Raw genomic sequence first — 25,046 nt, forward strand, 5'->3', positions numbered from 1 at the left:
GGGCCACAACCGGCGTAACACACCCTTTCAGGGTTGTTAGGCGCAGTCTCGACCAGGCAGTCGAAAAACGGGTGGTTAGGGAGATATAGCAGCCGGGCAGGAAGCAACCAGATGGCTTTCTGGGTTAATCCTTTTGTAGGTGAACCTCAGCGAAGCCCCAGCCGGCGGGCCAATCGGCTCAGGTTTGCGCGGTCCAGGCCCAGCTCACGGGCGGCCGCCGCCCAGTTGTCCTGATGCCGTTGCAGGCAGGCTTCGATCGCCTGGCGCTGGTAGATATCGACCGCTTCGCGCAAGCCGCCTTCAGGCAATGCTGCCACCTGCAGCGGGGCTGCAGAGGAGGGTTGTGAGCCCGTTGTCGGGGGGGTAACGCGCAGGTCCAGGTCGATGGCTTCGAGGGTGAGGATACGTGGCCGGTCAGGGTGCTGGCCGAGCGCCTTGAGTGCCGAACGGCCAATCAGGTGTTCCAGTTCGCGCACATTGCCTGGCCAGTCGTAGGCGACCAGCGCGGTTTGGGCGTCGTGGCTCAGGCGCAAGCTGTTCAGGCCAAGTCGCGATCGGTTCTGTTCAAGGAAATAGCCAGCCAACAGCAGTACATCTCGACCACGTTCGCGCAAGGGCGGCACGTGTAGCGGGTATACGCTGAGGCGGTGGTAGAAGTCGGCGCGGAAGTTGCCATTGCGCACTTCGGCAGCCAGGTCGCGGTTGGTAGCGGCGATCAGGCGCACGTCCACCCGGTGCTCGCGGTCCGAGCCCAGGCGTTGCAGCTGGCCGCTTTGCAGCACCCGCAGCAGCTTGGCCTGCACGGTGAGTGGCAGTTCGCCCACTTCGTCGAGGAACAGCGTGCCACCGTTGGCCAGTTCGAACTTGCCACGGCGTTCGCCGTGCGCACCGGTGAAGGCACCGCGTACATGGCCGAACAGTTCGCTCTCGACCAGGGTGTCGGGCAGGGCGGCACAGTTGAGGCTGACCAGCGGCTTGTCGGCGCGGCTGCTGGCCTGGTGCAGGGCCTGGGCCACCAGTTCCTTGCCAACCCCGGTTTCGCCGGTGATCAGCACGGTGAGGTCGCTGCCGCCGACCAGGCGGATTTCTTCTACCAGGCGCTTGTGTGCGGCGCTCTGGCCAATCAGCTCTTTGTCCTGGCCGCTGGCCTGGCGGTAGATCTCGGCGCGCAGGTGTTCGTCTTCAGCACGCAGGGCCAGGTGCTCGATGCGCTCGGCCACGGTAACGGTGGCGGCCGCCAAACTGGCGAAGGCCTGCAGGGCATCCAGCTCCAGGCTCTGGAATTGCCCGGGGGTGAGGGCGTCGAGGGTGACCAGGCCCCACGGGCGTTCATCGACCATCAATGGGCAGCCCATGCAGTCGTGCACTTCAAGGTCGGCATCTGCGGCGTTGACCAGGCCATCGTAGGGGTCGGGCAGTTCGGAGTCGCTGGCAAACCGGGTGGGTTCCGGTCGGCTGAGCAAAATCTGGAACCGCGGATGCTCACTGACCCGGAATCGGCGGCCCAGGGTGTCGGGGCTCAGGCCGTCCACAGCCAGGGGTACCAGCCATTCACCGTCCAGGCGCAGCAGCGCAGCGGCGTCGCACGGCAGCAGGCTGCGCATGGCCTGCAGCAGGCGGCGGTAGCGCTCCTGATCGGGCAAATCGCGGGACAGATCACTGACGAGGGGCAGCAGGGCGGTTAGCAACGGCTTTGTAGTCATATTGACTCCTGTAGGTCCATATGACTATACATCGAGCCGAGTCATTTTGACATGGGCTGCATCAAACCCTTGATTTTGCTGGCTGTGAAAGTTGGCACGAATGCTGAAACGGCAAGGGCAGTCATTTGAAGCCACAGGCTCAGGAGTTGCTGCAATGCTCAATGCCGAACAACGTGCAATCATCAAGGCCACTGTCCCCCTGCTGGAAAGCGGCGGCGAAGCACTGACCACCCACTTCTACAAGATGATGCTCAACGAGTACCCAGAGGTACGCCCACTGTTCAACCAGGCCCACCAGGCCAGTGGTGACCAACCACGCGCCTTGGCCAACGGCGTGCTCATGTATGCCCGCCACATCGACCAGCTGGAGCAGTTGGGCGGCCTGGTTGGGCAGATCATCAACAAGCATGTTGCCCTGCAGATTCTGCCGGAGCACTACCCGATCGTCGGCAGTTGCCTGCTGCGCGCCATCGAAGAAGTGTTGGGCAAGGAAATTGCCACCCCGGCAGTGATCGATGCCTGGGCCGCGGCCTATGGTCAGCTGGCCGACATCCTGATGGGTGCAGAGGAAAACCTTTATAAACAGAAGGAAGAGGCCGAGGGCGGCTGGCGCGGTACCCGCGCATTCCGCCTGGTACGCCGCGAGCAGGAAAGCAGCGAGATCGTCTCGTTCTACTTTGTACCGGTGGATGGCAAGCCCGTGCTCAAGGCCGAGCCAGGCCAGTACATCGGCCTGAAACTGGACATTGACGGAGCCGAACAGCGCCGCAACTACTCCCTGTCGGCGCTGTGCGATGGCAAGGAGTACCGCATCAGCGTCAAGCGCGAGGCGGGCGGCAAGGTTTCCAATTACCTGCACGATCAGCTGGTGGTGGGCGAGACCCTGCAACTGTTCCCGCCTGCGGGTGACTTTACCCTGGCAGCCAGCGACAAGCCGCTGGTGCTGATCAGTGGCGGCGTAGGCATTACACCGACCCTGGCGATGTTGCAGGCCGCGCTGCAAACCCGGCGTGAGGTGCACTTCATCCACTGTGCGCGTAACGGTGCGGTGCATGCCTTCCGTGACTGGGTCGATGGCCTGGCGGCGCGTTATCCGCAGCTTAAGCGCTTCTACTGCTATGCGGAGCCTGCGGAGGGCGCCGAGGCCGATGCCGTCGGCCTGCTGAGTGAGGACCTGCTGGCCGAGTGGCTGCCGCAGGAGCGGGATGTGGATGCCTACTTCCTTGGGCCAAAGGCGTTCATGGCGGCGGTGAAGCGCCAGTTGAAGGGCCTGGGTGTGCCGGAGCAGCAGAGCCGCTACGAGTTCTTCGGGCCGGCGGCTGCCCTGGATTGATGCAACGCCTGTACCGGCCCCTTCGCGGGCTTGCCCGCGAAGGGGCCGGTACAGGCACAAATATGTATCCCAGCCACAGTACTCCTTCCTGCCTATATATAAGGAGAGATGAAAAGCGCCTGCTCAGCTTTCATCTTTAATCCTCCTTTAATCACGGTATCCTTCACTCCCGGGTGTCGAGGGGCTTGCCCCTGCGCGGTACCCGTGCAGCCGTTTTTTTGCCGCCCGGCGTTGAACCGACGTTGTTGCGGCCGGTCTCAGCCACACCGGATAGCCCTCGCAGTGCTGTCACGCCGCTTCCTCGGCACGCTCAAAGGCCCTGCCCAGCGTGTAGACTTGCGCCCAGGCAGGCGGACCACGCTGCCACTATCCATCGAAGGAACCGGCAATGAACGAACAAACATCGCGCCTGAATCGGGAACGGCGCTTTCTGGTGCTGTTGGGCCTGATCTGCCTTTCGCTGATTGGCGGCGCCCTCTACATGCAAGTGGTACTGGGCGAGGCACCGTGCCCGTTGTGTATCCTGCAGCGTTACGCGCTGCTGTTCATTGCCGTGTTTGCCTTCATCGCCGCAGCGATGCCCGGGCGCCGCAGCCTGACCTTCTTCGAAGCGCTGGTTGTGCTCAGCGCGATTGGCGGAATCATTGCGGCCGGCAACCATGTGTATATACTCGCCAACCCCATGGTCAGTTGCGGCATCGACACCCTCCAGCCGATCGTGGATGACCTGCCGCTGGCCAAGCTGTGGCCGCTGGCATTCCAGGTCGACGGCTTCTGCAGCACCCCGTACCCGCCACTCCTCGGTTTGTCGCTGGCGCAATGGGCGCTTGTGGCGTTCGTGCTCACCGCCATCCTGGTGCCGCTCGGGATCTACCGCAACCGACGCCAGGCTTAGACAAAAGTCCCGAATCGCATAGGGTCTTTTACAGCGCATGTGAAGAGGGAAAAGTCGCTCACCGCTTGATCCAGATCAATCACAAAGCCTTGTAGAATGCGGCTTTGAGGCCTGGCAAGCGGGGTGCGACAAACTGTCGCGAAGTTGAATTATCGAGCAGCATTGTTGCACATTCTGTAAAAGACTGTTGCTCAATAAGTCATAGTCAAGGGTTGGCGACCTCACTACAATCGCCCCCAATTTCCGTTCGGCACTGCTTGCGAGTCGCAGGATTGAAGGAAGCCCCAGCGCTCCTTTTTGCTGACTTCGTCAAGTTTCGCCCAACGGCGATACCGGGCGGACCCCCCTCCGCGTTTTCCCGCACCAAATGGACTTGGTCTGAAGTACAGGCCTGTTGCCTACGAAACCATAAGCACCGCTAACAACGCTTGAAGCCAAGGTCCTGCAGTCGGACCCCAGGCAGGAGCGAGTACGGGCGCAAAATGCCTCACTTGGCAGGACGAAGTGTTGGCTACCAAAACACAAATTGCATTGAAGCAAGCTGATCTAGAGGTCGTGAGATGAGTAAAAAGCGTTACCCCAGACTGTTTGGCATATTGCCCTTTTTAGGCATGCTTTTACTCAGTGGGTGCAACTGGACCCTGCTCGACCCGAAGGGACAGGTCGGCATTGAGCAAAAGAACCTGATCCTGATCGCTACCGGCCTGATGCTGCTGGTGGTTATCCCTGTGATCATCATGACCTTGGCGTTCGCCTGGAAGTACCGTGCTTCCAACAAGGCAGCCACCTACACCCCTGACTGGTCGCACTCGACCAAGATCGAGGCCGCGGTGTGGATCATCCCGATCCTGATCATCATCGCCCTGGGTTACGTCACTTACCACTCCACCCACAAGCTGGACCCGTACCGTCCGCTGGACTCGGACGTGAAGCCGATCCAGATCGACGTTGTCGCACTGGACTGGAAGTGGCTGTTCATCTACCCGGAACAGGGCATTGCCACGGTCAACAAGATCGTCTTCCCGGCTAACACCCCGGTCAACTTCCGCGTCACTTCCGACGCCGTGATGAACTCGTTCTTCATCCCGGGCCTGGGCGGCCAGATCTACGCCATGGCCGGCATGACCACCAAGCTGCACCTGATCGCCAACGAAAACGGTGTGTTTGACGGTATCAGCGCCAACTACAGCGGTGCTGGCTTCACCGGCATGAAATTCAAGGCTACTGCCACCTCTCAGGAAGACTTCGACAAGTGGGTCGCTGAAGTCAAGCAGTCGCCGAAGAAGCTGGACAAGGCTGAATACGACGCCTTGGCCAAACCAAGCGAAAACAACCCGGTCGCGCTGTATAGCGAGGCTTCGCCAGAGCAGTTCCAGCTGATCGTCGACAAGTACGAAGGCATGAACCGCGGTCGTAGCCACGAAGAAGCAGGCAGCAAAGATCTGGCCACAACCAAGGGTGTGGAATCGAGTATGCAACCAGCTGCCGGTGCAGAGGAGTAAGAGATGTTCGGTAAATTAAGCCTGGAGGCGATACCCTATCACGAGCCGATAGTCATGGTGACGCTTGCCATGATCGCGCTCGGCGGTATCGCTGTCGTCGGTCTTATCACCTATTTCCGCAAGTGGACCTACTTGTGGAGCGAGTGGCTGACTACTGTCGACCACAAAAAGATCGGCGTGATGTACATCATCGTCGCGATGGTCATGCTGCTGCGCGGCTTTGCCGACGCCATCATGATGCGTACCCAGCTGGCTGCCGCTACCGGTGGCTCCGAAGGCTACCTGCCGCCTGAACACTATGACCAGATCTTCACCGCTCACGGTGTGATCATGATCATCTTCATGGCGATGCCGTTCTTCACCGGCCTGATGAACCTGGCGGTTCCTCTGCAGATCGGTGCACGTGACGTTGCCTTCCCGTTCCTGAACTCCCTGAGCTTCTACCTGCTGCTGGCAGGCGTGCTGCTGGTCAACATCTCGCTGGGCGTTGGTGAATTCGCCAAGACCGGCTGGGTTGCCTATCCGCCGCTCGCAGGCATTCAGTACAGCCCTGGGGTGGGTGTCGACTACTACATCTGGGCGCTACAGCTATCCGGACTGGGTACGACGCTTACCGGCGTGAACTTCCTCGTCACCGTGATGAAGATGCGCGCACCTGGCATGAAGCTGATGGACATGCCGATCTTCACCTGGACCTGCACCTGGGCCAACGTACTGATCGTTGCTTCGTTCCCGATTCTGACTGCTGCACTCGCTCTGCTGACTGTTGACCGTTATCTGGACTTCCACATTTTCACCAACGAGCTTGGTGGGAACCCGATGATGTACGTCAACCTGTTCTGGGCGTGGGGTCACCCTGAGGTTTACATCCTGATCCTGCCGGCCTTCGGCGTGTTCTCGGAAGTTACCTCGACGTTCTCTGGCAAACGCCTGTTCGGCCATCACTCGATGATTTACGCATCGGGCGCGATCGCCATCCTTGGCTTTGCGGTATGGCTGCACCACTTCTTCACCATGGGTGCCGGCGCCAGCGTCAACACCTTCTTCGGCCTGGCGACGATGCTGATCTCCATCCCGACCGGTGTGAAGCTGTTCAACTGGCTGTTCACCATGTACCAAGGCCGTGTGCGCTTCACCGCACCGATGCTCTGGACCCTGGGCTTCATGGTCACCTTCTCCATCGGTGGCATGACCGGCGTACTGCTGGCCGTTCCGGGTGCTGACTTCGTTCTGCACAACAGCCTGTTCGTAATTGCGCACTTCCACAACGTGATCATCGGTGGCGCGGTATTCGGCTACATCGCCGGTTTCGCCTTCTGGTTCCCGAAAGCCTTCGGTTTCACCCTGAACGAGAAGTGGGGCAAAGCTGCCTTCTGGTTCTGGCTGTCGGGCTTCTACGTTGCGTTCATGCCGCTGTACGCCCTGGGCTTCATGGGCATGACCCGTCGTCTGAACCACTCCGACAACCCACTGTGGGAACCCTACCTGTACGTAGCCGTTGTCGGCGCCGTGCTGATCCTGTTCGGTATCGCTTGCCAGCTGATCCAGATCTTCGTGTCGGTTCGCGACCGCAAAGACAACATGGACGTCACTGGCGACCCATGGGGCGGCCGTACCATCGAGTGGTCCACTTCGTCGCCACCGCCGTTCTACAACTTCGCTCACATGCCTGAGAAAGTTGGTCTGGACGCCTGGCACGAAGCCAAGGAAGCCGGTGTTGCGTACAAGGTCCCGGCCAAGTACGAAGCGATCCACATGCCGAGCAACACCTCCACCGGTCTGTTCATGGGTATGTTCCTGACCGTGTTCGGCTTCGCCTTCATCTGGCACATCTGGTGGCTGGTGGGCGCGAGCCTGTTGGCAACCATCGCAGTCTTCGTTCGCCACGCTGCACGTGACGACCAGGGCTACATGGTTCCGGCCGAAGAAGTGGCGCGCATCGAAGGCGAGCGTATGAAAGCGCTGGCCAAAGCAGGTGCTCTGCCTGCCGGCGCACGTGTCGAATCGTTTGAGCGGGTGTAATCAATGTCCAGTCAAGTAATGCACGGCGGCGCTGCTCATGGTCACGACCATGGGCATGACGACCACCACCACGACTCGGGCCAGATGACCGTACTGGGTTTCTGGCTGTACCTGATGACCGACTGCATCCTGTTTGCGTCGCTCTTCGCCACCTACGCGGTGCTGTCCGGCAGTTTTGCCGGCGGCCCGTCGGGTCATGACATCTTCCAGCTCGATTTCGTAGCTGTTGAAACGCTGTTCCTGCTGCTGTCCTCGATCACCTTCGGCTTCGCCATGCTGAAGATGTTCGATGGCAAGAAAGCCGGTGTACTGGGCTGGTTGGCTGTGACCTTCCTGTTCGGTGCAGGCTTCATCGCGATGGAAATCTATGAATTCCATCACCTGATCAGCGAGGGCTTCGGCCCGCAGCGCAGTGGCTTCCTGTCGGCGTTCTTCGCCCTGGTAGGTACCCACGGTCTGCACGTGACTGCCGGCCTGATCTGGATGGCAATCATGATGTACCAGATCAACAAGCATGGCATCACGCCGACCGCCAAGACCCGCATGAGCTGCCTGAGCCTGTTCTGGCACTTCCTGGACGTGGTCTGGATCTGCGTGTTCACCGTCGTCTACCTGCTGGGGGTTCTGTAATGGCTAGCGCACACGACACTCATCACGAAGGTAACCACGGCAGCGTCAAGTCGTACATGATCGGCTTTGTCCTGTCGATCATCCTGACTGCGATCCCGTTCGCACTGGCCATGACCGCCAGCCTGCCGAAGAACCTGACCGTTCTGATCATTGTTGCCATGGCCGTGATCCAGGTAGTTGTACACCTGGTGTACTTCCTGCACATGGACCGCTCGAAAGAGCAACGCAACAACGTGTCGACGTTCCTGTTCACCGTACTGGTAATTGCACTGCTGGTCGGCCTGTCGCTGTGGATCATGTTCAACATCCACATCGAAATGATGGCCAAGTGAGGTAAGACTGCATGTCCGTTAAGCACTTTATCCAAATCACCAAACCGGGGATCATTTTCGGTAACGTGCTTTCCGTGGCAGGCGGTTTCTTCCTTGCCTCGAAGGGCCATGTGGACTTCGCCTTGTTCCTGGCGGTGGTGATCGGTACTTCGCTGGTGGTTGCGTCCGGATGCGTGTTCAACAACTGCATCGACCGTGACATCGACCACAAGATGGAGCGCACCAAGAACCGCGTCATGGTGCAGGGCGGCATGTCGCTGCCCCTCGCGCTGATCTACGCCACCCTGCTCGGGGTGGCGGGTTTCAGCCTGCTGTATGTCCAGGCCAACCCGCTGTCGGCGTTCTGCGCAGCTGTAGGCTTCATCGTCTACGTCGGTTTCTACAGCCTGTGGCTGAAGCGTAAATCGGTGCACGGCACCTTGGTCGGCAGCCTGTCGGGTGCCATGCCTCCGGTGATCGGCTACTGCGCCGTAAGCAACAGCTTCGACCTGGCTGCGGTAACCCTGCTGGTGATGTTCAGCCTGTGGCAGATGCCGCACAGCTTTGCCATCGCCATCTTCCGCTTCAAGGATTACAGCGCTGCCAACATCCCGGTCCTGCCGGTGGCACGTGGCATCCTCGCGGCGAAGAAGCAGATCGTGCTGTACGTGCTGGCCTTCGTGCTCGCCACCTTGATGCTTACCCTCGGCGGTTACGCCGGCCTCGGCTACCTGGCCGTGGCAGCTGCCATGGGCCTGTACTGGCTGTACATGGCCTGGGGTGGCTACAAGGCAGAGGACGACAGCAAGTGGGCCCGCAAGGTGTTCGGCTTCTCGATCCTCACCGTCACTGCCCTGAGCGTGATGATGGGCGTGGACAGCCAAACCGCTGCGGACGTGCTGATGACCTACGCACGCTGAAACTGCTGCCTGTTTCACGAAAACCCCGGCCATGTGCCGGGGTTTTTTTATGCCTGTCTTCCTGTGCCGGCCCTTTCGCGGGCTTGCCCGCTCCCACAGGTCGGGCGCAGGTCCCAGGGCTGTGAGTAACCCTGTGGGAGCGGGCGAGCTCGCGAAGAGGCCAGCACAGGAAACATGAAATCTGGCTTTTCAAATAATACGTCTGAAAATATATGGCAAAACAGGAAAATGTCCTTTACATATTTTATGTTTCGGCATTATCTTCTGAGTCAGGCCGCCACATCGGCCAACGTCGCTCGGACGGTTCCGGGCGCTTACGTCCTCAGAGGAAGCCATGGCTAACCCAGGTTCGCCGCGCCGCTTTGCGCGCATTGATCGTCTCCCCCCTTACGTTTTCAACATCACTGCCGAGCTCAAGATGGCTGCCCGCCGCCGTGGCGAAGACATCATCGACCTGAGCATGGGCAACCCCGACGGCGCTACACCGCCGCACATCGTCGAGAAGCTGGTGCAGGTTGCCCAGCGGGAAGACACCCACGGCTATTCCACCTCTCGCGGTATCCCGCGTCTGCGCCGGGCCATTTCCAACTGGTACAAGGAACGCTACGAGGTCGACATCGACCCGGAAAGCGAAGCCATCGTCACCATCGGCTCCAAAGAAGGCCTGGCCCACCTGATGCTGGCCACGCTCGACCAGGGCGACACGGTGCTGGTGCCCAACCCCAGCTACCCCATCCACATCTACGGTGCGGTCATCGCCGGTGCCCAGGTGCGTTCAGTGCCGCTGGTACCGGGTGTGGACTTCTTCAACGAACTCGAGCGGGCGATCCGTGAGTCGATCCCCAAGCCGAAGATGATGATCCTCGGCTTCCCGTCCAACCCCACTGCTCAGTGCGTGGAACTGGACTTCTTCGAGCGCGTGGTGGCCCTGGCCAAGCAGTACGACGTGCTGGTGGTGCATGACCTGGCCTACGCCGACATCGTCTACGACGGCTGGAAGGCCCCGTCGATCATGCAGGTGCCTGGTGCCAAGGACATTGCCGTAGAGTTCTTTACCCTGTCCAAGAGCTACAACATGGCGGGCTGGCGGATCGGTTTCATGGTCGGCAACCCCGAACTGGTCAGCGCCCTGGCGCGCATCAAGAGCTACCACGACTACGGCACCTTCACCCCGTTGCAGGTGGCTGCCATTGCCGCGCTGGAAGGCGATCAGCAGTGCGTGCGCGACATCGCCGAACAGTATCGCCAGCGCCGCAACCTGCTGGTGAAAGGGCTGCACGAACTGGGCTGGATGGTTGAGAACCCCAAGGCGTCGATGTACGTGTGGGCGAAGATCCCTGAGCAATATGCACATATGGGGTCGCTGGAGTTTGCCAAAAAACTCCTGGCCGAGGCCAAGGTGTGCGTGTCGCCGGGCATCGGTTTTGGCGAATATGGTGATGACCATGTGCGCTTTGCCCTGATCGAGAACCAGGACCGCATACGCCAGGCCATCCGCGGGATCCGGCAGATGTTCCGGGCTGATGGGCTGGCTCGCAAATAAGCCAGTTGGGGCTGCCTGGCAGCCCCATATCTACCCCAGGGCGAGCTTTCCGCCTGCATTTCCCCGATCTGCCTACCTATCTTCAGCACTCATTTCTCACCACAGAGACTCCCCAATGAGTGTGTTCACCGCCTATTTCTGCGGTACCGGTTCTCACCGTTTCGACGACGCAAACCCCAACTTCTGGAACGGCGAGCTGGTCTCGACCCTGGCCGCAAATGACGAGGGCCGCGAATTTGCCCACTGGATTGCCGTAGACGGCCCAGGCAGCGGCAACCTTCAGGATGACAACCTGTTCGTAGAACCCGGTGGCTACTTCAACTGGACCGGCCAATTGTTCGGCCGCGGCTGGGAAGAAAACGTCAACCATGTGCTGCAGGTGATCAAAGGCGAAAGCAGTTGGCAGCGCACCAAGCTGAGCGAGGAAGAATACCAGCGGCTGAAGGACGCTGGTGTACCTGTACCGGACGTTTCCTCCACGGCCTCGTGGTTCTGGCGCACCTACGACTACGGTGATCGCCAGCCAACCCCGCAGGCGTTGCAAGAGCGCATCATCAGCATGTTCCGCAAGCCGCGCATTCCAACCCAGGTGAACCTGGTGGGCTGGAGCCGGGGTGGTATCAGCTGCCACATGCTGGCCAACGCCATGGCAAATGACCCGGTACTGCGGGAGGTGCCGGTGAATATCTTCGCCATCGACCCGGTGCCGGGTGTTGGTAATGTGCAGGCCGAGCGCATCGCGCTAGCGCAGAACGTGCGTGAATACGTCGGCTTCTATTCGCGGGATGAGCGGTCCAAAGGGTTTGCCTGCGTAATTCCTACCGTCGCCAGTGGCACGCAAATCTGCATTTATCCAATGCCGGGGCGTCATGCCACGCTGGTGGGTAATGCATCGGTCGATGGTGCCGGCGATGGCAAGGTGCTCAAGGAACCCGGGCTTATCGTTCGCCATTTCGCCGAAGTCTGCCTGACCCGCTGGGGTGTTCAACTGGGCAAGCGACTGGCCTTGGATGACCGCCAGGTGATGGAATATCACCAGGCCATGGCCGCAGCCGAAACGCAGTACCAAGCCATGCGCAGCAAATCGTATACGGTGCTGACCGAGGGGGAGAAGCACGACCGGTTGGTGCATTGCGGCGAAGCCCGCACGCACTTCAGCAAGGTGTGTGGTGATGCCTATGACCCGACCGAAGGCCTGGCGCTGCAGCGTTGGGATGCCTCCACCTACAAGGCATTGCGCTGAATGAAGCAGGCGGCCGGATCAGTGGCAAAATTTTTTGCATGTGCCCTCTATCCAGCCGCCCTCGGTTCGATTGAAAATGGCGCGGCGGGCCAGCCCCGATAACAACAACCTTCCCTCCGTGGCATCATGTCTGAATATAACCCTTGCCTTGACTGCGGCGCCTGCTGCGGGTACTTCCGTGTGTCCTTCTTCTGGGGCGAATGCCAGTCTGCCGGGGGCGTTGTGCCGGACGATCTGGTGGTACAGATCAACCCCACCCGCGTTGCCATGATCGGCACCGATGCCAAGCCCTGCCGTTGCGTCAGCCTTGAAGGCGAGATCGGTAAGGAAGTTGCTTGTACCATTTACGCCAACCGCTCCAGCCCTTGCCGCGAGTTCGAAGCATCGTGGGAGGGTGGGGTGCACAACCCCAGCTGCGACGATGCGCGGGCGGCGTATGGGCTGCCACCACTGACGCCGCCAGGCGCCAACGAGCCGCATTGGCCGGATGATGGGGCTGAGGTGGCCTGAAGTATTGATCAGCCTGACGCGGTCAATGTGGGAGCGGCCTTGTGCCGCGAAAGGGCTGCACAGCAGCCCCGGCAATTCCCGCAGCGCCGCTGATACCTAGGGGCCGCTGTGCGGCCCTTTCGCGGCACAAGGCCGCTCCCACAGGGATCGCGCTAGCCATCAGCTGTAAGAAAATTCTGAACCTGAAACCAAATGCTTCAGGTTGCCAAGGATTGGGATTTATCCTACGACCTCAGTCGGATGCCGTCTGACATACGGGGAAATGCTCCAGCGGTAACTTCATTGCTCGCCCAAAAGGCGAGCGAGTGTGAGAACTCGTCGTTGGTAGTCTTCCTGTCAGTTCATGGCAGCTGTGCGCGTGCAGGCTTCGGTCTGACCGTGGTGACTCCAACACGGGCTTCTCACCTCGCGCACGGCTGCCGCCCAAATCTGTGAGAAGGATTTCAGGTGGTTGCTCCTTTGAACCTATTGGAGTCAATCATGAAAAAACTTGTCCCTGATCCACCCGTTACAGACCTTACCTACCAAGCCGCCAAGTCCCAGGCCACACAGGTCATGGACACCCTTTCCAGCATCATCATCCAGTATCTCGACGCCGAAGCTCCGGTTTTGCGTGCTTCATTGCTCGAAGCCATGTCGGCCCAGACCAGCCAGCTGCATGCCCTGCTAGCCCATATGAAAGCGCTGGAGGCAAAGGCATGACCAACCACCTCACATCCCGCAGCACCGCAGGCGTGGAAAAATTCCTTGAGCTGTACCGGGTAGAGCCAGGTGTACCGCTTGATCTGGCATTCGATGAATTGTCGGTGCTGATCGGCTGCATCAAACACCTGAACGAGGAGGCCGAGATGGAGGGCGACAAGGTCGCCGGCAGCGCGGCGCGGATTCTCAGTGCCATGGCCAAGGCGCTGATCAATGACATGGAAATGGGCATGAACAGGGGAAATTGAGTAAGGCTTGGTGTGCCTGTCCGGCGGGCCAGTTGCGGCTGGCAAGTGTATCCCTTGAGTTGTCCGTCGCCTTTGAGACCGAGCGCCGCGCGGGCGGCGCTCGATTGGCGCGCCACTAAAAATCCCAAGCCAAGCCTCCTCAAACACACTCCATAGACCTGCCCCAGTCACGCCACTTGACGTTAAACTGTCATCTCCCCAGCAATGGACAGGAGATCCGGCGTGACCCCACCCCGCAGTTTCCCCAGTGACCTCTGCCTCGACAGCCCGCGTCTGCAATTGCGCCCCATGCGCCATGCCGATGCCGCGCAGTGGCTAGCGATCATGGCTGACCCCGAGGTCATGCGTTATTGGCACCATGCCCCCTGGCAAGACCTGGCCGAAGCCGAAAGCGCCCTGGCCGCCGACCGCGAAGCCTACGCCAATGGCGACCAGCTGAAGCTTGGCATGTACCGCCGTGACAATGGCGAACTCATCGGCATGGTGCAGCTGTTCAACATCGACGATGTGTCCCGCCGTGGCGAAATCGGCTACTGCCTGGCCAGTGCCGTGCAGGGCAGGGGCTACATGGACGAAGCATTGACCTGCTTCATCGATTACCTCGCCCACACCCTGCACCTGCGCCGCCTGGAAGGCGAAATCGACCCCCGCAACCAAGGCTCGGCGCGCACACTCGAGCGCCAGGGCTTCGTGCTGGAGGGCACCCTGCGGGCACGCTGGTGTGTGGCCGGTGAATTGTCTGACTCGGGTATCTATGGCTTGTTGCTTGAGCCACCCGTTGCATAGTCTTGCGCCGCATGGTGTCTCCGTGCGGCAACCGTCCAGGGTCTGGAAGCGGGGCAGGGCCTGGGTTAAGGTCGTAGGCTGTCCCGTTTCCTCCAGGTGTGCCCCTTGCCCGTTTTCTACCTTAGCATCAGCCTGCTGCTGTATCTGCTCGCCCTGTTTTTCGATGGCGCGCTGATGAGTGGCGATCGCCACATGCCGGCCCTGCAAATGTTGCTGTACGGGCCATGGGGTATGCCGTTCGGCTTGTACCAATGGTTTGCCAACCCGCTGCTGGCCCTGGCCATTCTTGCCCATCGACGGTTCCGCCGCCTGGCATTGCTGGCCGGGTTGGTGGCGGCGTACCTGGCGGCCAGCAGTTTCGGCATCACCCGCCTTCCGGACAACCAGAGCTATGAGTTCCACGACCTGACCGGTTTTGGTGCTGGCTTTTATCTATGGCTGACGGCCATTGGGGTGTTTTGCCTGGGGCAGGCCTGGCATTGCTGGAAGGCACGTAGCGCCGACGACATGCCGGGCTGGAACTGGCTGGATGTGGCGTTGATTGCGGCGCTGGGCGTGGCGCTTTATTCGGCAACGCAGATGCCATCGTTGCGCTTCCAGCCAGGCAAGGTACTGATGCCGCCGGAACAGCCGCAGTCGTTTTGATACCCGCAAGGAGGGTTTGCATGATCAAGCATTGCCTGACAGGCCTGGCACTGGCCGGCATTTTGCCGCTGGCCGTGGCGGACGATTACACGCCGGCCTACGGCCAGTGCATGGACAAGGCCTCCAGCACCGTGGCCATGAGCCAGTGCATCCAGGCCGAGACGCACGTGCAGGACCAGCGCCTGAACCGGGTGTACAAGCAGTTGATGGGCAAGCTGGATGCCGGGCAGCAGAAAAGCCTGCGGGATGTGCAGCGTAAATGGCTGGCCTACCGCGATGGCAATTGCCAGTTCCATGTGCAGGCCAGTGGCGGGACCATGGCGCAGCTGGAGGGAGGGTCATGCATGATGGACATGACCCGCGACCGGGCGGCAGAGCTGGAACGGGTGCTCAGCCCGGGGCAATGACGATGCCTGTACCGGCCTCATCGCCGGCAAGCCAGCTCCCACAGGTAAAGCTCACAGGCAGAAGATGGCACTCAACCTGTGGGAGCTGGCTTGCCGGCGATGGGGCGCGAAGCGGCCCCGCTTTTACTTGCGCGGTTCGCGCAGCACCCGAGCTTTGAGGTATTCGCGCACTTCCACCGCATCCCCGGCAAACTCGATACGCTCTGCCTTGGCCGCACGCTGGTAGGCATACATCGGGTCGTAATACTCGTTCAGCAAGCCTTCGATCCAGCCCCGGTGCAGGTCCACTGCGTCGCTGCGCTGTTGCTCTTCAAGGGCGAGGCGCAGGATCTCCGAAAGCCGCTGATAGCGCTCTCCACCCAAGCGCTTGTAGATGTTGGCCATGCTTTGCAGCATGCGCTCGGCAAACAACCGACGGCCATCCTCTTCGCCATGCACGGCGATAAACTCGGCACTCAGGTTGACCACATAGTCGCGCAAGATGCGCTCCACGCGGTTGGCGAAGCTGTCTTCCAGCCACACCAGCGGGTACTGCTGCATACCCTGGTACAACTCCAGTGGCACCGTGCAGCTGCCGACAATGCGGCCTTCATCTTCCAGCACGAACTGCTCGCAGCCGCGGGCGCGCTTTTTAAGCACATCGATGGCCAGCTGGTTTTCGAAATCGATCTGTGCCGGTTGTGCAGTGGCGCGTTTGCCGAAGCTGGAACCGCGATGGTTGGCATGGCCTTCCAGGTCGAGCACGTTGTCCAGCTGGTGCAGCACATCGGTCTTGCCGGTACCGGTCAGGCCACCTACGAGCACGAAATCGCATTGCGCTACAGCCTGCTGGGTGGTTTCCAGCAGGAAGGTGCGCATGGCCTTGTAGCCCCCTTTGACACGCGGGTACTGGATACCCGCCTCATCGCGTAGCCAGCCTTGCACGATCTGCGAACGCAGGCCGCCCCGGAAGCAGTACAGATAGCCTTGCGGGTTGGCCTGGGTGAACGCCACCCAAGCGTCCATCCGTGCCTGTTTGGTGGTGCCGCTGACCAACTGGTGGCCAAGGGCGATGGCGGCGGCCTGGCCCTGCTGTTTGAAGCAGGTGCCGACCTTCTGCCGCTCCTGGTCGTTCATCAATGGCAGGTTGACCACGCCCGGGAAGGCGCCTTTGGCGAATTCCACGGGGGCGCGCATGTCCATCATCGGCACATCGTCGAGGAACAGCTGACGGAAGTCGGTGCAGTCGGGGCGCATCAGATCACCTCGACCGCGTGGCTCTGTCGCTCGACCAGCTTGCCGATTGGCGACAGTTGCAGGCCCAGTTCGGCCGCCACGGTGAGGAACCCGGCTTCACCCTCCGGGGTAACGGCCACCAGGAGGCCACCGCTGGTCTGCGGGTCGCACAGCAGGTGCTTCTGGTCATCAGTGAGGGTGCCGATCTTGTGCCCGTAGCTGTCGTAGTTGCGCAGGGTTCCACCGGGGATGCAGCCCTCCGCCAGGTAGTGGTCGACACTGGGCAGGCGTGGTACAGCGGCGTAGTCCAGGTGCGCGGTAAGGCCGCTGCCTTCGGCCAGCTCGACCAGGTGGCCGAGCAGGCCGAAGCCGGTCACGTCGGTCATGGCCATGACCCCGTCGAGCTTGCCGAAGCGGCTGCCGGGGGTGTTGAGGGTGCACATCCAGTCGCGGGCCAGGCCCTGGTCTTGTTCGCGCAGCTTGGCCTTTTTCTCGGCAGTGGTGAGGATGCCGATGCCCAGTGGCTTGGTCAGGTACAGCTGGCAGCCGGCAGTGGCGGTGTCGTTGCGCTTGAGGTGGCGCTTGCTGACCACACCGGTGACGGCCAGGCCGAAGATTGGCTCAGGCGCGTCGATGGAGTGGCCGCCAGCCAGCGGGATGCCGGCTTCGGCGCACACGGCACGGCCGCCACGTATCACTTCCCGTGCCACTTCCGGTGGCAGTACGTTGACTGGCCAGCCGAGGATGGCGATGGCCATCAGCGGGTCGCCGCCCATGGCGTAGATGTCGCTGATGGCGTTGGTGGCGGCGATGCGGCCGAAGTCGTAGGGGTCATCGACGATGGGCATGAAAAAGTCGGTTGTCGAGACCACGCCGCGCTCATCGTCGAGCGCGTACACTGCGGCATCGTCGCGCGACGCGTTGCCGACCCACAGTTTCGGGTCCAGGGCCTGGGTGCCGCTTTCGGCGAGAATCACGTCCAGCACCTTGGGGGAGATCTTGCAGCCACAGCCGGCACCATGGCTGTACTGGGTCAGGCGAATCGGCTCGCTCATGTGTACCTCAGCAGGTCAAATTGTCGCGCGATTGTAGCAAAGCTGGCCTTTGGGCCCTTGCCTCTTATAATTCACGTTGTCGGCGGATTTGTCGGCATTTCCCCGCTATTGAACCGGAGAATACCCATGCTCAAACGCCCCCTGGCGCTCGCCGCCGGTCTCGTGCTGTCTTGCTGTGCCGTTGCCGCTCAGGCCGCTGAAACCCTGCGGGTCAGCGCCATTCCCGACGAAGCGCCTACCGAACTGCAGCGCAAGTTCAAGCCATTGGGTGAATACCTGGCCAAGCAGCTGGGCATGGAAGTGAAGTTCGTACCGGTGGCCGATTACCCGGCGGTGGTCGAGTCGCTGGCCGCCGACCGCCTGGACCTGGCCTGGCTGGGTGGCTTCACCTTTGTGCAGGTTCACCTGAAGGACCCGTCCGCCACGCCGCTGGTGCAGCGTGAGCAGGACGCGCAGTTCACCTCCAAGTTCATTACTGCCAACCCCGACGTGAAGAGCCTGGCCGACCTCAAGGGCAAGTCGTTTGCCTTCGGTTCCATTTCGTCCACGTCGGGCAGCCTGATGCCACGCTACTTCATGCTCAAGCAGGACAACATCAAGCCTGAAGCGTACTTCAGCCGCGTGGCCTACTCGGGGGCCCATGACGCCACCGTGGCTTGGGTACAGGCTGGCAAGGTAGATGGTGGCGTGCTCAACGCCAGTGTGTGGCAAAAGCTGGTGGATGCCGGCAAGGTGGATACCAGCAAGGTGAAGGTGTTCGCCACCACCCCGACTTACTTCGACTACAACTGGACCGTGCGCGGCAACATGGACCCTGCGTTGAAGGACAAGATCAAGAAAGCCTTCCTTGAACTCGACCCGGCCAACCCGGAGCACAAGGCGATTCTGGACCTGCAGGCCGCCAGCCGCTTCATCGAAACCAAGCCTGAGAACTACGTGGGCACCGAGCAAGCTGCACGTGAGGCCGGCCTGCTCAAGTGACCGCTTCGAATGTAGCCATCCATCTGCACGGTGCCAGCCTGCGCCATGGCCAGGTCCGCGCGCTTGACGCGGTGAGCCTGCGCATTGAGCAGGGCGAGCGGGTTGCCATCATCGGGCCGTCGGGGGCGGGCAAGTCCAGCTTGCTGCACCTGATGGCCACGGCCATCCAGCCCAGCGGCGGGCGCCTGGAACTGCTCGGCGAGCAGCCTTGGGCGTTGTCGGCCCGGGCACGCCAGCGCCTGCGGGCGCGGGTTGGCCTGGTGCATCAGGCGCCGCCCTTGCCACCACGCCAGCGGGTGGTGACAGCGGTACTGGCCGGCCGCCTGGGGCAGTGGGGGGTGATGCGCGGTTTGCTCAACCTGCTATACCCCGGCGATGTGCCGGGCGTGCGCCAGGTTTTGGCGGAGCTGGGGCTGGCCGACAAACTGTTCGTGCAGTGTGGGCAATTGTCCGGTGGCCAGTTGCAGCGCGTGGGCATTGCCCGGGCGCTGTACCAGCGACCGCAGGTGCTGCTGACCGATGAACCGGTGTCGGCCATGGACCCGGTACTGGCCGACCACAGCCTGGCCTTGCTCAACCGCCATGCCCAGGCCAACGGCGTGACGCTGGTGGCGAGCCTGCATGCCGTTGAGCTGGCGCTGGCACATTTTCCGCGGGTAATCGGTATCCGCGAAGGGCAGGTGGTGTTCGACTGCCCGGCACAGGCCGTTACCGAGCAATTGCTGGAAGCGCTATACGCCAACGAACAACTCGTTTCGCCGCCAACCCAGGGGCCGACCCTGACCGTGCAGATACCGCGGTGCTGAAGGCCGATACCCGCGACCCGGCCCTGCTGCCGCGGTTGCTGCTGGCCTTGCTGGCAGTGGCCGTGCTGTGGCCTGGCATCCGCTTGAGCGAGTTGAACCCGTGGGTACTGCTGCAGGCCGAGAACCGGCAGCAGATAGCCAGTTTCACTGGCGCCTTCTGGCCTCCGGCACATGATGCCGATTTTCTTGCGCTACTGTATGAGGCCACTTTGCAGACCCTGGCCGTGGCGACTGCCGGTATGGCGCTGGCGTTGGTGTTGGCTATTCCGGCGGGTTTGCTGGCCAGCCGTGCGTTGTCTTTGCGTGCCGCTTCACGCGGCGGGCGGGCCGGCTTCTGGTCGCGGCTGCTGCGCCTGCCGGTGCGCGGGCTTCTGATTTTCCTGCGTAGCGTGCCAGAGATCGTCTGGGCGCTGCTGTTTGTGCGCGCCGTGGGGCTGGGGCCGACGGCGGGCGTACTGGCGATCGCCATTACCTACAGCGGCATGCTTGGCAAGGTCTACGCCGAAATCTTCGAGTCGGTCGACCAGCGCCCTGCGCATGCCTTGTTGCAGGCGGGCAGTGGCCGGCTGGCGGCGTTTCTCTACGGCATCCTGCCCAATGCTGCATCGGAAGTGGTGTCTTACACCGTGTACCGCTGGGAGTGTGCGGTACGGGCGTCGGTGGTGATGGGCTTTGTCGGGGCGGGCGGGCTGGGCCAACAGATCGACCTGTCGATGCGTATGTTCGATGGTGCGCAAGTGGCGAGCATGCTGCTGACGTTCTTGCTGCTGGTGATGCTGGCCGACCTGCTCAGCCGCTTGCTGCGCTGGAGGCTGGCATGAACCGCGCCATCAACCTGCTGCTGCTTGGCGCCATCGCGGTGGCGGTAGTGGCCTCGTTCGCCTTCCTGGAACTGGACTTGCGCGCCTTGGTCGGCAACGGCGGGTTGGGGCAGATGGGCGAATATGCCGGGCGTTTCCTGCAGCCAGATGTGTCTGCCGGGCACCTTGAGGCGGTCTGGCGTGGGGCACTGGAGACACTGGCCATGTCAGGCCTGGGGACTTTGTTGGCAATGATGCTTGGGATGCTGCTGGCGCTGCCGGCGGCGGGGCGTTTCGGCTGGCCGTTACAAGGCGCGGCGCGGCTGTTGCTGAACGCCCTGCGGGCCATCCCGGAACTGGTGTGGGCGGCGTTGACAGTGCTGGCGGCAGGCCTCGGTCCCAATGCGGGCACCCTGGCCCTGGCGCTGCATACCGCTGGCGTCCTGGGGCGCTTGTTTGCCGAGGCGCTGGAGAACGCACCACCGGAGCCGGCAGCGGCTATCCGCCTGCAGGGCGGCAGCCAGGTGGCGGCGTTCTGTTTTGGCACCTTGCCTAACCTGTGGCCGCAGTTGCTGGCCTACAGCTTGTATCGCTGGGAAAACAACATCCGTATGGCCAGTGTGCTGGGGTTTGTCGGGGCGGGTGGCTTGGGGCAGATGCTGTACACCACCTTGAGCCTGTTCCAGGAGGCCCAGGCCAGCACGGTGATCATCGGGATGCTGGTGCTGGTGTTGCTGGTGGATGTGTTGAGCGACGTGGTGCGCCAGCGTTATGTACGGGCCTGACACCTAGCAAAATCCCTCACGCATCCACTGCCTCGGCACACTGCGCTTCCCGCTGCATCGACTCCAGATTACGTTCGATCGTCTCGCAAATGGTATCCATCTGGATCTGGTGCTCACTGAAACGGAACGGGCTCTGCAAATCCGTGCCGATCCGCTCGATAGCCAGCAGCATGAACCCCACCACCGTCGATGCCAGCGGTGTGAACCAGCCCAGCGACTCCACCAGCCCCACCGGCACGATCAGGCAGAACAAAGTAATGAACAGCCGCGGGAAATACACGTAAGGGTAGGGCAACGGTGTGTTGGCAATGCGCTCCATGCCACCCTGGGCGTTGGACAGGTCCACCAGGGTCGACTCCAGCCGGGCCAGGCGAATGCTGTCCAGCCGCCCGGCTTTGTATTCTCGCGCCAGCAAGGCCGCCGAGCCGCCGAGAATGTCATTGGCGAAGTTGTTTGAACGGTTGCGGCGTTCGAACTCTGCGGGCGGGATGAATGCCATCAGCTCCTCGGGGCAGCGTTCCCCCTTCAAGTGCGCCGCCAGGCAGTTCACGTAGGCGATATGGCGGCGCAGCAGGGTAGCCTTGACCGGGTTCAGGCCATCATCCGGGTCGTCGATCAGGGTCAGCGTCTGCCGGGCGAAGCTGCGCGAACCGTTCACCAGCGCCCCCCACAACGTGCGTGCCTCCCACCAGCGGTTGTAGGCGCTGCTGTTGCGAAAACTCACCAGCACCACCAGCGCCGAGCCCAGTAGGGTCAGCGGGATAAGCGGTAGAGTGAACTTGCTGTTGAGAAACAGCATGAAGTCGATGGTGACCAGCACATCCCAGATCAGCAGCCAGAACAGCGACCAGCCGATGTAGCCGATGGTCTTCACGACCAGGCGGTACTTGCGGGTGATGATGTCTTTCACGCGGGTAACCTCAAGGCGTGGGTGATGGAGGATGGGACGTCGAGGGGGGGCGAAGGTTCGCGTGCCGAATGTTGCAAGGGATTTAGAAGCTGACGTGAAGAGAAAAGTCTGACCAAATTAGAGGATTTGCCTGAATTCCTGATTCAGCGGAAAAACGACAGGGTAGGTCGCTTCAATCCTTGAATGGGTGTATCCATAAGAATACGTCGTTTTGACACTGTCTTGAGGGTCATTCGTGCCCTGGGGGTGGACCTTCTCGTTCAGCCACATGCAATGGCCCGCTGATCCAGCTCGGTTAAGTCAGTATTTGCTTCATCTGCACCAACGCTACCCGCGTGCCGTCCCACGCCTGCCGCTCCTCGATGCCGAACGGTGTGAAGCCCAGCTGTGGATAAAGCAGCAGGCCCGCGGTGTTGTGATTGAAGCATGACACCCACACCTCCCGAGCAGCGTAGTGCTGGCGGGCGAAGTCGATCATGGTGGTTACCAGGTAACGCGCTACGCCATGGCCGCGGGCGGCAGGGGCCACGACCACATTGCCAAGGGCACACGCGCCGCCGTGTTCGGCTTTGTAGAAGTTGGCAAAGGCCAGGACAGTACCGTTGCCTTCCACCACCGTGGAGCCGCTGCGTTGGGCTATGGCGTCGCTCAGCTGGGCAGGGGTGAAGGGATAGGTGGCTTTGGGGAACATGTAGAACAGTTCGTCCGGGCCCTGCGGGAAGTTGCAGATGACGGGGATGTCGTCAGGGTGGATGGGGCGGTGGGTCAGGTGCATGGCAGGTCCCTCTTGCGCTGGCGGATCGGGCCTTTTCGCGGGTGAACCCGCGAAGAGGCCATCAGCCTTGCATCATAAGCCCCTTTGCAGGCGCAGATGCGGGCCGCCAGTCAACTCAAGGCTTGGCGGCCACCGCCACGTAGCCTTTGACCGAAGCCGGTGCCTGGGGCTTGGCCTTGTGCGCCAGCAGGTACTGATAGCGCCGCCATTCCTTGTCGATTTCGCTGAACGACATGAACACGCTGATACGGTCCTTGCCGGCCAGGTCGGGACGCTTGCCGGCGTCGATCTCACGGGTGGGTATGATGGCGACGTTGATGCCCACTACCGTGCCGTCATCCGCAAACACGGGCCCGCCCGACATGCCCTTGGTGATCGGGCCGTCATGCACCGAGTAGAAGACACTGCCAGGCGTGCCTTCAAGGCGTACCAATGACGGCAAGGCATGGCCCTTGCCCTGCATCGGCATCATAAAGCTGTTGAAACCTACCGCCGTCACCGCTTCCCCAGGCACGTACTGGCGCCAGCGCGGCACGCTGCTGGCCTTGTGCTTGAAGAACACCACATCGCCGAGGCCCTCGTGGACCACGTTGCGCAGGAAGGGGGTGTGTTTGGCGGTTACTGCGTAATCCTCGTTCCACTGGATGGCACTGGCCATCAGCAACATCGGCAGCGGCGCACCCGAGGTGACCACGAAAGCCTGGCTGTAGACGGGGTCTGAAACGTACGACGTTGGCACTCCATTGCACCCACTGAGCAGCATCATTGCCGCCATGCAGGGCGCGATTGTTTTCATGGGTCACACGGGGCGTGGAGAAAAGGGAACGCAACTATGGCTAAGTGCCATTACGCCAGCAATGCTTTCGGCATATATCCGACGAATGACAGCTTAAGTATTAATCCTGACTGCGGCCAATAGAATGCAGACATGGCTACAGGCCCCGGAGTCATTAGGGTGCCGTCAATTATTTCGTGCCGCTCCTGACGTGACCGTGCAAGCCGCACGCTCTGCATCAGATCAAAATTCGGGCATAAAAAAACCGACCAGTAAGGTCGGTTTTTTCCGGATCTTGGTGCCCCGAGGGAGACTCGAACTCCCACTCCTTTCGAAAACGGATTTTGAATCCGCCGCGTCTACCAATTCCGCCATCAGGGCGTGTGGCGCGCAGTATAGAGAGCTGCCGCTAGTCGGTCAATCGGCTTTCATGGTCAATTTTCACACATTGGGCTAAACTTCCCGGCCCTGCCGAACCGAACATCATCATGCGCGTCGCCGATTTTTCCTTCGAACTCCCTGATTCCCTGATCGCCCGCCACCCGTTGGCCGAGCGCCATGGCAGCCGTCTGCTGGTACTCGATGGGCCGACCGGCGCGCTGGCGCACCGGCAATTCCCCGACCTGCTCGAATACCTGCGCCCCGGCGACCTGATGGTGTTCAACAACACCCGGGTGATCCCGGCGCGCCTGTTTGGCCAGAAAGCCTCTGGCGGCAAGCTGGAAGTGCTGGTCGAGCGCGTGCTCGACAGCCACCGGGTGCTGGCCCATGTGCGTGCCAGCAAGGCGCCGAAAGAAGGCGCAGTCATCCTCATTGATGGCGGTGGCGAGGCCGAAATGGTCGCGCGCCATGACACGCTGTTCGAGCTGCGCTTCACCGAAGAGGTGCTGCCACTGCTCGACCGCGTCGGCCATATGCCGCTGCCGCCCTACATCGACCGCCCCGACGAGGGCGCCGACCGTGAGCGCTACCAGACCGTGTACGCCCAGCGCGCCGGTGCGGTTGCCGCGCCCACTGCGGGCCTGCACTTTGACGAAGCGCTGTTGGAAAAGATTGCTGCCAAAGGTGTGGAGCGGGCTTTCGTTACCCTGCACGTGGGCGCGGGCACGTTCCAGCCGGTGCGGGTCGACAAGATCGAAGACCACCACATGCACAAAGAATGGCTCGAAGTGGGCCAGGATGTGGTCGATGCCATCGAGGCCTGCCGCGCACGTGGCGGCCGGGTGGTCGCGGTCGGCACCACCAGCGTGCGTTCGCTGGAGAGCGCGGCGCGCGATGGCGTGCTCAAGGCCTTCAGCGGCGACACCGACATCTTCATCTACCCGGGCCGACCGTTCCATGTGGTCGATGCCCTGGTCACCAACTTCCACCTGCCGGAGTCCACGCTGCTGATGCTGGTCTCGGCCTTCGCCGGTTACCCCGAGACCATGGCCGCCTATGCGGCGGCGGTCGAGCACGGGTACCGCTTCTTCAGTTACGGTGATGCCATGTTCATCACCCGCAATCCGGCGCCACGCGGCCCCGAGGATCAAGCATGAGTCGCA

At 61.5% G+C, this 25,046-nt stretch carries 26 protein-coding genes and 1 tRNA gene; 20 read left to right on the top strand and 7 right to left on the bottom strand.

The genetic code is table 11. From position 1 onward, the window contains the following. Positions 1-146: 146 nt before the first annotated feature. On the bottom strand, positions 147-1,703 hold the full coding sequence (gene norR, locus OZ911_RS04145; RefSeq protein WP_016484937.1) for a nitric oxide reductase transcriptional regulator NorR: 1,557 nt from the start codon (positions 1,701-1,703) through the stop codon (positions 147-149). Between the two features lie 154 nt (positions 1,704-1,857). On the opposite strand from norR, the gene hmpA reads away from it, so the two are divergent. The 15 genes from hmpA (at position 1,858) to OZ911_RS04220 (ending at position 15,400) form a co-directional block, all read left to right on the top strand. Beyond that, the gene (gene hmpA, locus OZ911_RS04150) at positions 1,858-3,036 is read left to right on the top strand and encodes an NO-inducible flavohemoprotein (RefSeq protein WP_023047741.1); all 1,179 of its coding nucleotides are present in this window, start codon (positions 1,858-1,860) and stop codon (positions 3,034-3,036) included. Between the two features lie 388 nt (positions 3,037-3,424). Next, positions 3,425-3,931, top strand: coding sequence for a disulfide bond formation protein B (locus OZ911_RS04155; protein ID WP_016484939.1), 507 nt, complete (start codon positions 3,425-3,427; stop codon positions 3,929-3,931). A 560-nt stretch (positions 3,932-4,491) separates the two neighbouring features. Further along, positions 4,492-5,433, top strand: a complete 942-nt coding sequence (gene cyoA / locus OZ911_RS04160) for a ubiquinol oxidase subunit II (RefSeq protein ID WP_016484940.1) — start codon at positions 4,492-4,494, stop codon at positions 5,431-5,433. A 3-nt stretch (positions 5,434-5,436) separates the two neighbouring features. After that, positions 5,437-7,455, top strand: a complete 2,019-nt coding sequence (gene cyoB, locus OZ911_RS04165) for a cytochrome o ubiquinol oxidase subunit I (RefSeq protein WP_016484941.1) — start codon at positions 5,437-5,439, stop codon at positions 7,453-7,455. Between the two features lie 3 nt (positions 7,456-7,458). Further along, entirely contained in the window at positions 7,459-8,085 is a 627-nt protein-coding gene (gene cyoC, locus OZ911_RS04170) for a cytochrome o ubiquinol oxidase subunit III (protein WP_016484942.1), read from the top strand. Then, entirely contained in the window at positions 8,085-8,417 is a 333-nt protein-coding gene (cyoD, locus tag OZ911_RS04175; protein WP_016484943.1) for a cytochrome o ubiquinol oxidase subunit IV, read from the top strand. Before cyoC ends, cyoD begins: the two co-directional genes overlap by 1 nt. Before the next feature lie 11 nt (positions 8,418-8,428). Then, positions 8,429-9,316 (top strand): heme o synthase, encoded by an 888-nt coding sequence (cyoE, locus tag OZ911_RS04180; protein ID WP_016484944.1) that lies wholly within the window; start codon positions 8,429-8,431, stop codon positions 9,314-9,316. Positions 9,317-9,650: 334 nt separating this feature from the next. Beyond that, the gene (gene alaC, locus OZ911_RS04185) at positions 9,651-10,859 is read left to right on the top strand and encodes an alanine transaminase (RefSeq protein ID WP_019473730.1); all 1,209 of its coding nucleotides are present in this window, start codon (positions 9,651-9,653) and stop codon (positions 10,857-10,859) included. A 115-nt stretch (positions 10,860-10,974) separates the two neighbouring features. Further along, on the top strand, positions 10,975-12,102 hold the full coding sequence (locus tag OZ911_RS04190; RefSeq protein WP_060517657.1) for a hypothetical protein: 1,128 nt from the start codon (positions 10,975-10,977) through the stop codon (positions 12,100-12,102). A 126-nt stretch (positions 12,103-12,228) separates the two neighbouring features. Next, positions 12,229-12,612, top strand: coding sequence for a YkgJ family cysteine cluster protein (locus OZ911_RS04195; protein ID WP_016501425.1), 384 nt, complete (start codon positions 12,229-12,231; stop codon positions 12,610-12,612). A gap of 480 nt (positions 12,613-13,092) precedes the next feature. Then, positions 13,093-13,314 carry a hypothetical protein gene (locus OZ911_RS04200; RefSeq protein WP_172455932.1) on the top strand — a complete coding sequence of 74 codons (222 nt, stop codon included), beginning with the start codon at positions 13,093-13,095 and terminating at the stop codon, positions 13,312-13,314. Next, on the top strand, positions 13,311-13,562 hold the full coding sequence (locus OZ911_RS04205; protein ID WP_023047739.1) for a DUF3077 domain-containing protein: 252 nt from the start codon (positions 13,311-13,313) through the stop codon (positions 13,560-13,562). The genes OZ911_RS04200 and OZ911_RS04205 overlap by 4 nt, the downstream gene beginning before the upstream one ends. Positions 13,563-13,784: 222 nt before the next feature. Continuing rightward, complete coding sequence (locus OZ911_RS04210) at positions 13,785-14,348, top strand: GNAT family N-acetyltransferase (RefSeq protein WP_016484950.1); 564 nt, start codon at positions 13,785-13,787, stop codon at positions 14,346-14,348. A 105-nt stretch (positions 14,349-14,453) separates the two neighbouring features. Continuing rightward, positions 14,454-14,993: a hypothetical protein gene (locus tag OZ911_RS04215; RefSeq protein WP_023047738.1), complete on the top strand. Its 540-nt coding sequence runs from the start codon at positions 14,454-14,456 to the stop codon at positions 14,991-14,993. 20 nt (positions 14,994-15,013) lie between these two features. After that, positions 15,014-15,400 (top strand): lysozyme inhibitor LprI family protein, encoded by a 387-nt coding sequence (locus OZ911_RS04220; protein WP_016484952.1) that lies wholly within the window; start codon positions 15,014-15,016, stop codon positions 15,398-15,400. Between the two features lie 123 nt (positions 15,401-15,523). On the opposite strand, the gene mnmH is transcribed toward OZ911_RS04220, so the two are convergent. Together mnmH and selD are read right to left on the bottom strand one after the other, a co-directional pair. Further along, complete coding sequence (gene mnmH / locus OZ911_RS04225) at positions 15,524-16,636, bottom strand: tRNA 2-selenouridine(34) synthase MnmH (protein WP_023047737.1); 1,113 nt, start codon at positions 16,634-16,636, stop codon at positions 15,524-15,526. Next, the gene (selD, locus tag OZ911_RS04230; protein ID WP_016484954.1) at positions 16,636-17,670 is read right to left on the bottom strand and encodes a selenide, water dikinase SelD; all 1,035 of its coding nucleotides are present in this window, start codon (positions 17,668-17,670) and stop codon (positions 16,636-16,638) included. The genes mnmH and selD overlap by 1 nt, the downstream gene beginning before the upstream one ends. A gap of 126 nt (positions 17,671-17,796) precedes the next feature. On the opposite strand from selD, the gene OZ911_RS04235 reads away from it, so the two are divergent. The 4 genes from OZ911_RS04235 to phnE are packed head-to-tail and all read left to right on the top strand — an operon-like array spanning position 17,797 to position 21,042. Beyond that, the gene (locus OZ911_RS04235; RefSeq protein ID WP_023047736.1) at positions 17,797-18,651 is read left to right on the top strand and encodes a putative selenate ABC transporter substrate-binding protein; all 855 of its coding nucleotides are present in this window, start codon (positions 17,797-17,799) and stop codon (positions 18,649-18,651) included. Continuing rightward, on the top strand, positions 18,648-19,457 hold the full coding sequence (locus tag OZ911_RS04240) for a phosphonate ABC transporter ATP-binding protein (protein ID WP_060517652.1): 810 nt from the start codon (positions 18,648-18,650) through the stop codon (positions 19,455-19,457). The genes OZ911_RS04235 and OZ911_RS04240 overlap by 4 nt, the downstream gene beginning before the upstream one ends. Beyond that, positions 19,451-20,278, top strand: a complete 828-nt coding sequence (locus OZ911_RS04245; RefSeq protein WP_060517650.1) for a PhnE/PtxC family ABC transporter permease — start codon at positions 19,451-19,453, stop codon at positions 20,276-20,278. The genes OZ911_RS04240 and OZ911_RS04245 overlap by 7 nt, the downstream gene beginning before the upstream one ends. Continuing rightward, positions 20,275-21,042 carry a phosphonate ABC transporter, permease protein PhnE gene (phnE, locus tag OZ911_RS04250; protein ID WP_023049121.1) on the top strand — a complete coding sequence of 256 codons (768 nt, stop codon included), beginning with the start codon at positions 20,275-20,277 and terminating at the stop codon, positions 21,040-21,042. Before OZ911_RS04245 ends, phnE begins: the two co-directional genes overlap by 4 nt. Positions 21,043-21,058: 16 nt before the next feature. On the opposite strand, the gene OZ911_RS04255 is transcribed toward phnE, so the two are convergent. From OZ911_RS04255 to OZ911_RS04270, 4 genes are all read right to left on the bottom strand, one after another. After that, on the bottom strand, positions 21,059-21,952 hold the full coding sequence (locus OZ911_RS04255; RefSeq protein WP_016484959.1) for a bestrophin family protein: 894 nt from the start codon (positions 21,950-21,952) through the stop codon (positions 21,059-21,061). Between the two features lie 295 nt (positions 21,953-22,247). Beyond that, positions 22,248-22,727 carry a GNAT family N-acetyltransferase gene (locus tag OZ911_RS04260; RefSeq protein ID WP_070086650.1) on the bottom strand — a complete coding sequence of 160 codons (480 nt, stop codon included), beginning with the start codon at positions 22,725-22,727 and terminating at the stop codon, positions 22,248-22,250. A gap of 115 nt (positions 22,728-22,842) precedes the next feature. Continuing rightward, positions 22,843-23,490, bottom strand: a complete 648-nt coding sequence (locus OZ911_RS04265; RefSeq protein ID WP_031312492.1) for a trypsin-like peptidase domain-containing protein — start codon at positions 23,488-23,490, stop codon at positions 22,843-22,845. 308 nt (positions 23,491-23,798) lie between these two features. Beyond that, a tRNA-Leu gene (locus OZ911_RS04270) sits at positions 23,799-23,883 on the bottom strand. Positions 23,884-23,990: 107 nt separating this feature from the next. Here OZ911_RS04270 and queA point away from each other — a divergent pair. Then, positions 23,991-25,040 (top strand): tRNA preQ1(34) S-adenosylmethionine ribosyltransferase-isomerase QueA, encoded by a 1,050-nt coding sequence (gene queA / locus OZ911_RS04275; RefSeq protein ID WP_016484962.1) that lies wholly within the window; start codon positions 23,991-23,993, stop codon positions 25,038-25,040. Positions 25,041-25,046 lie beyond the last annotated feature (6 nt).

It is taken from the genome of Pseudomonas fortuita (genome assembly GCF_026898135.2).
Taxonomy (GTDB): Bacteria; Pseudomonadota; Gammaproteobacteria; order Pseudomonadales; family Pseudomonadaceae; genus Aquipseudomonas; species Aquipseudomonas fortuita.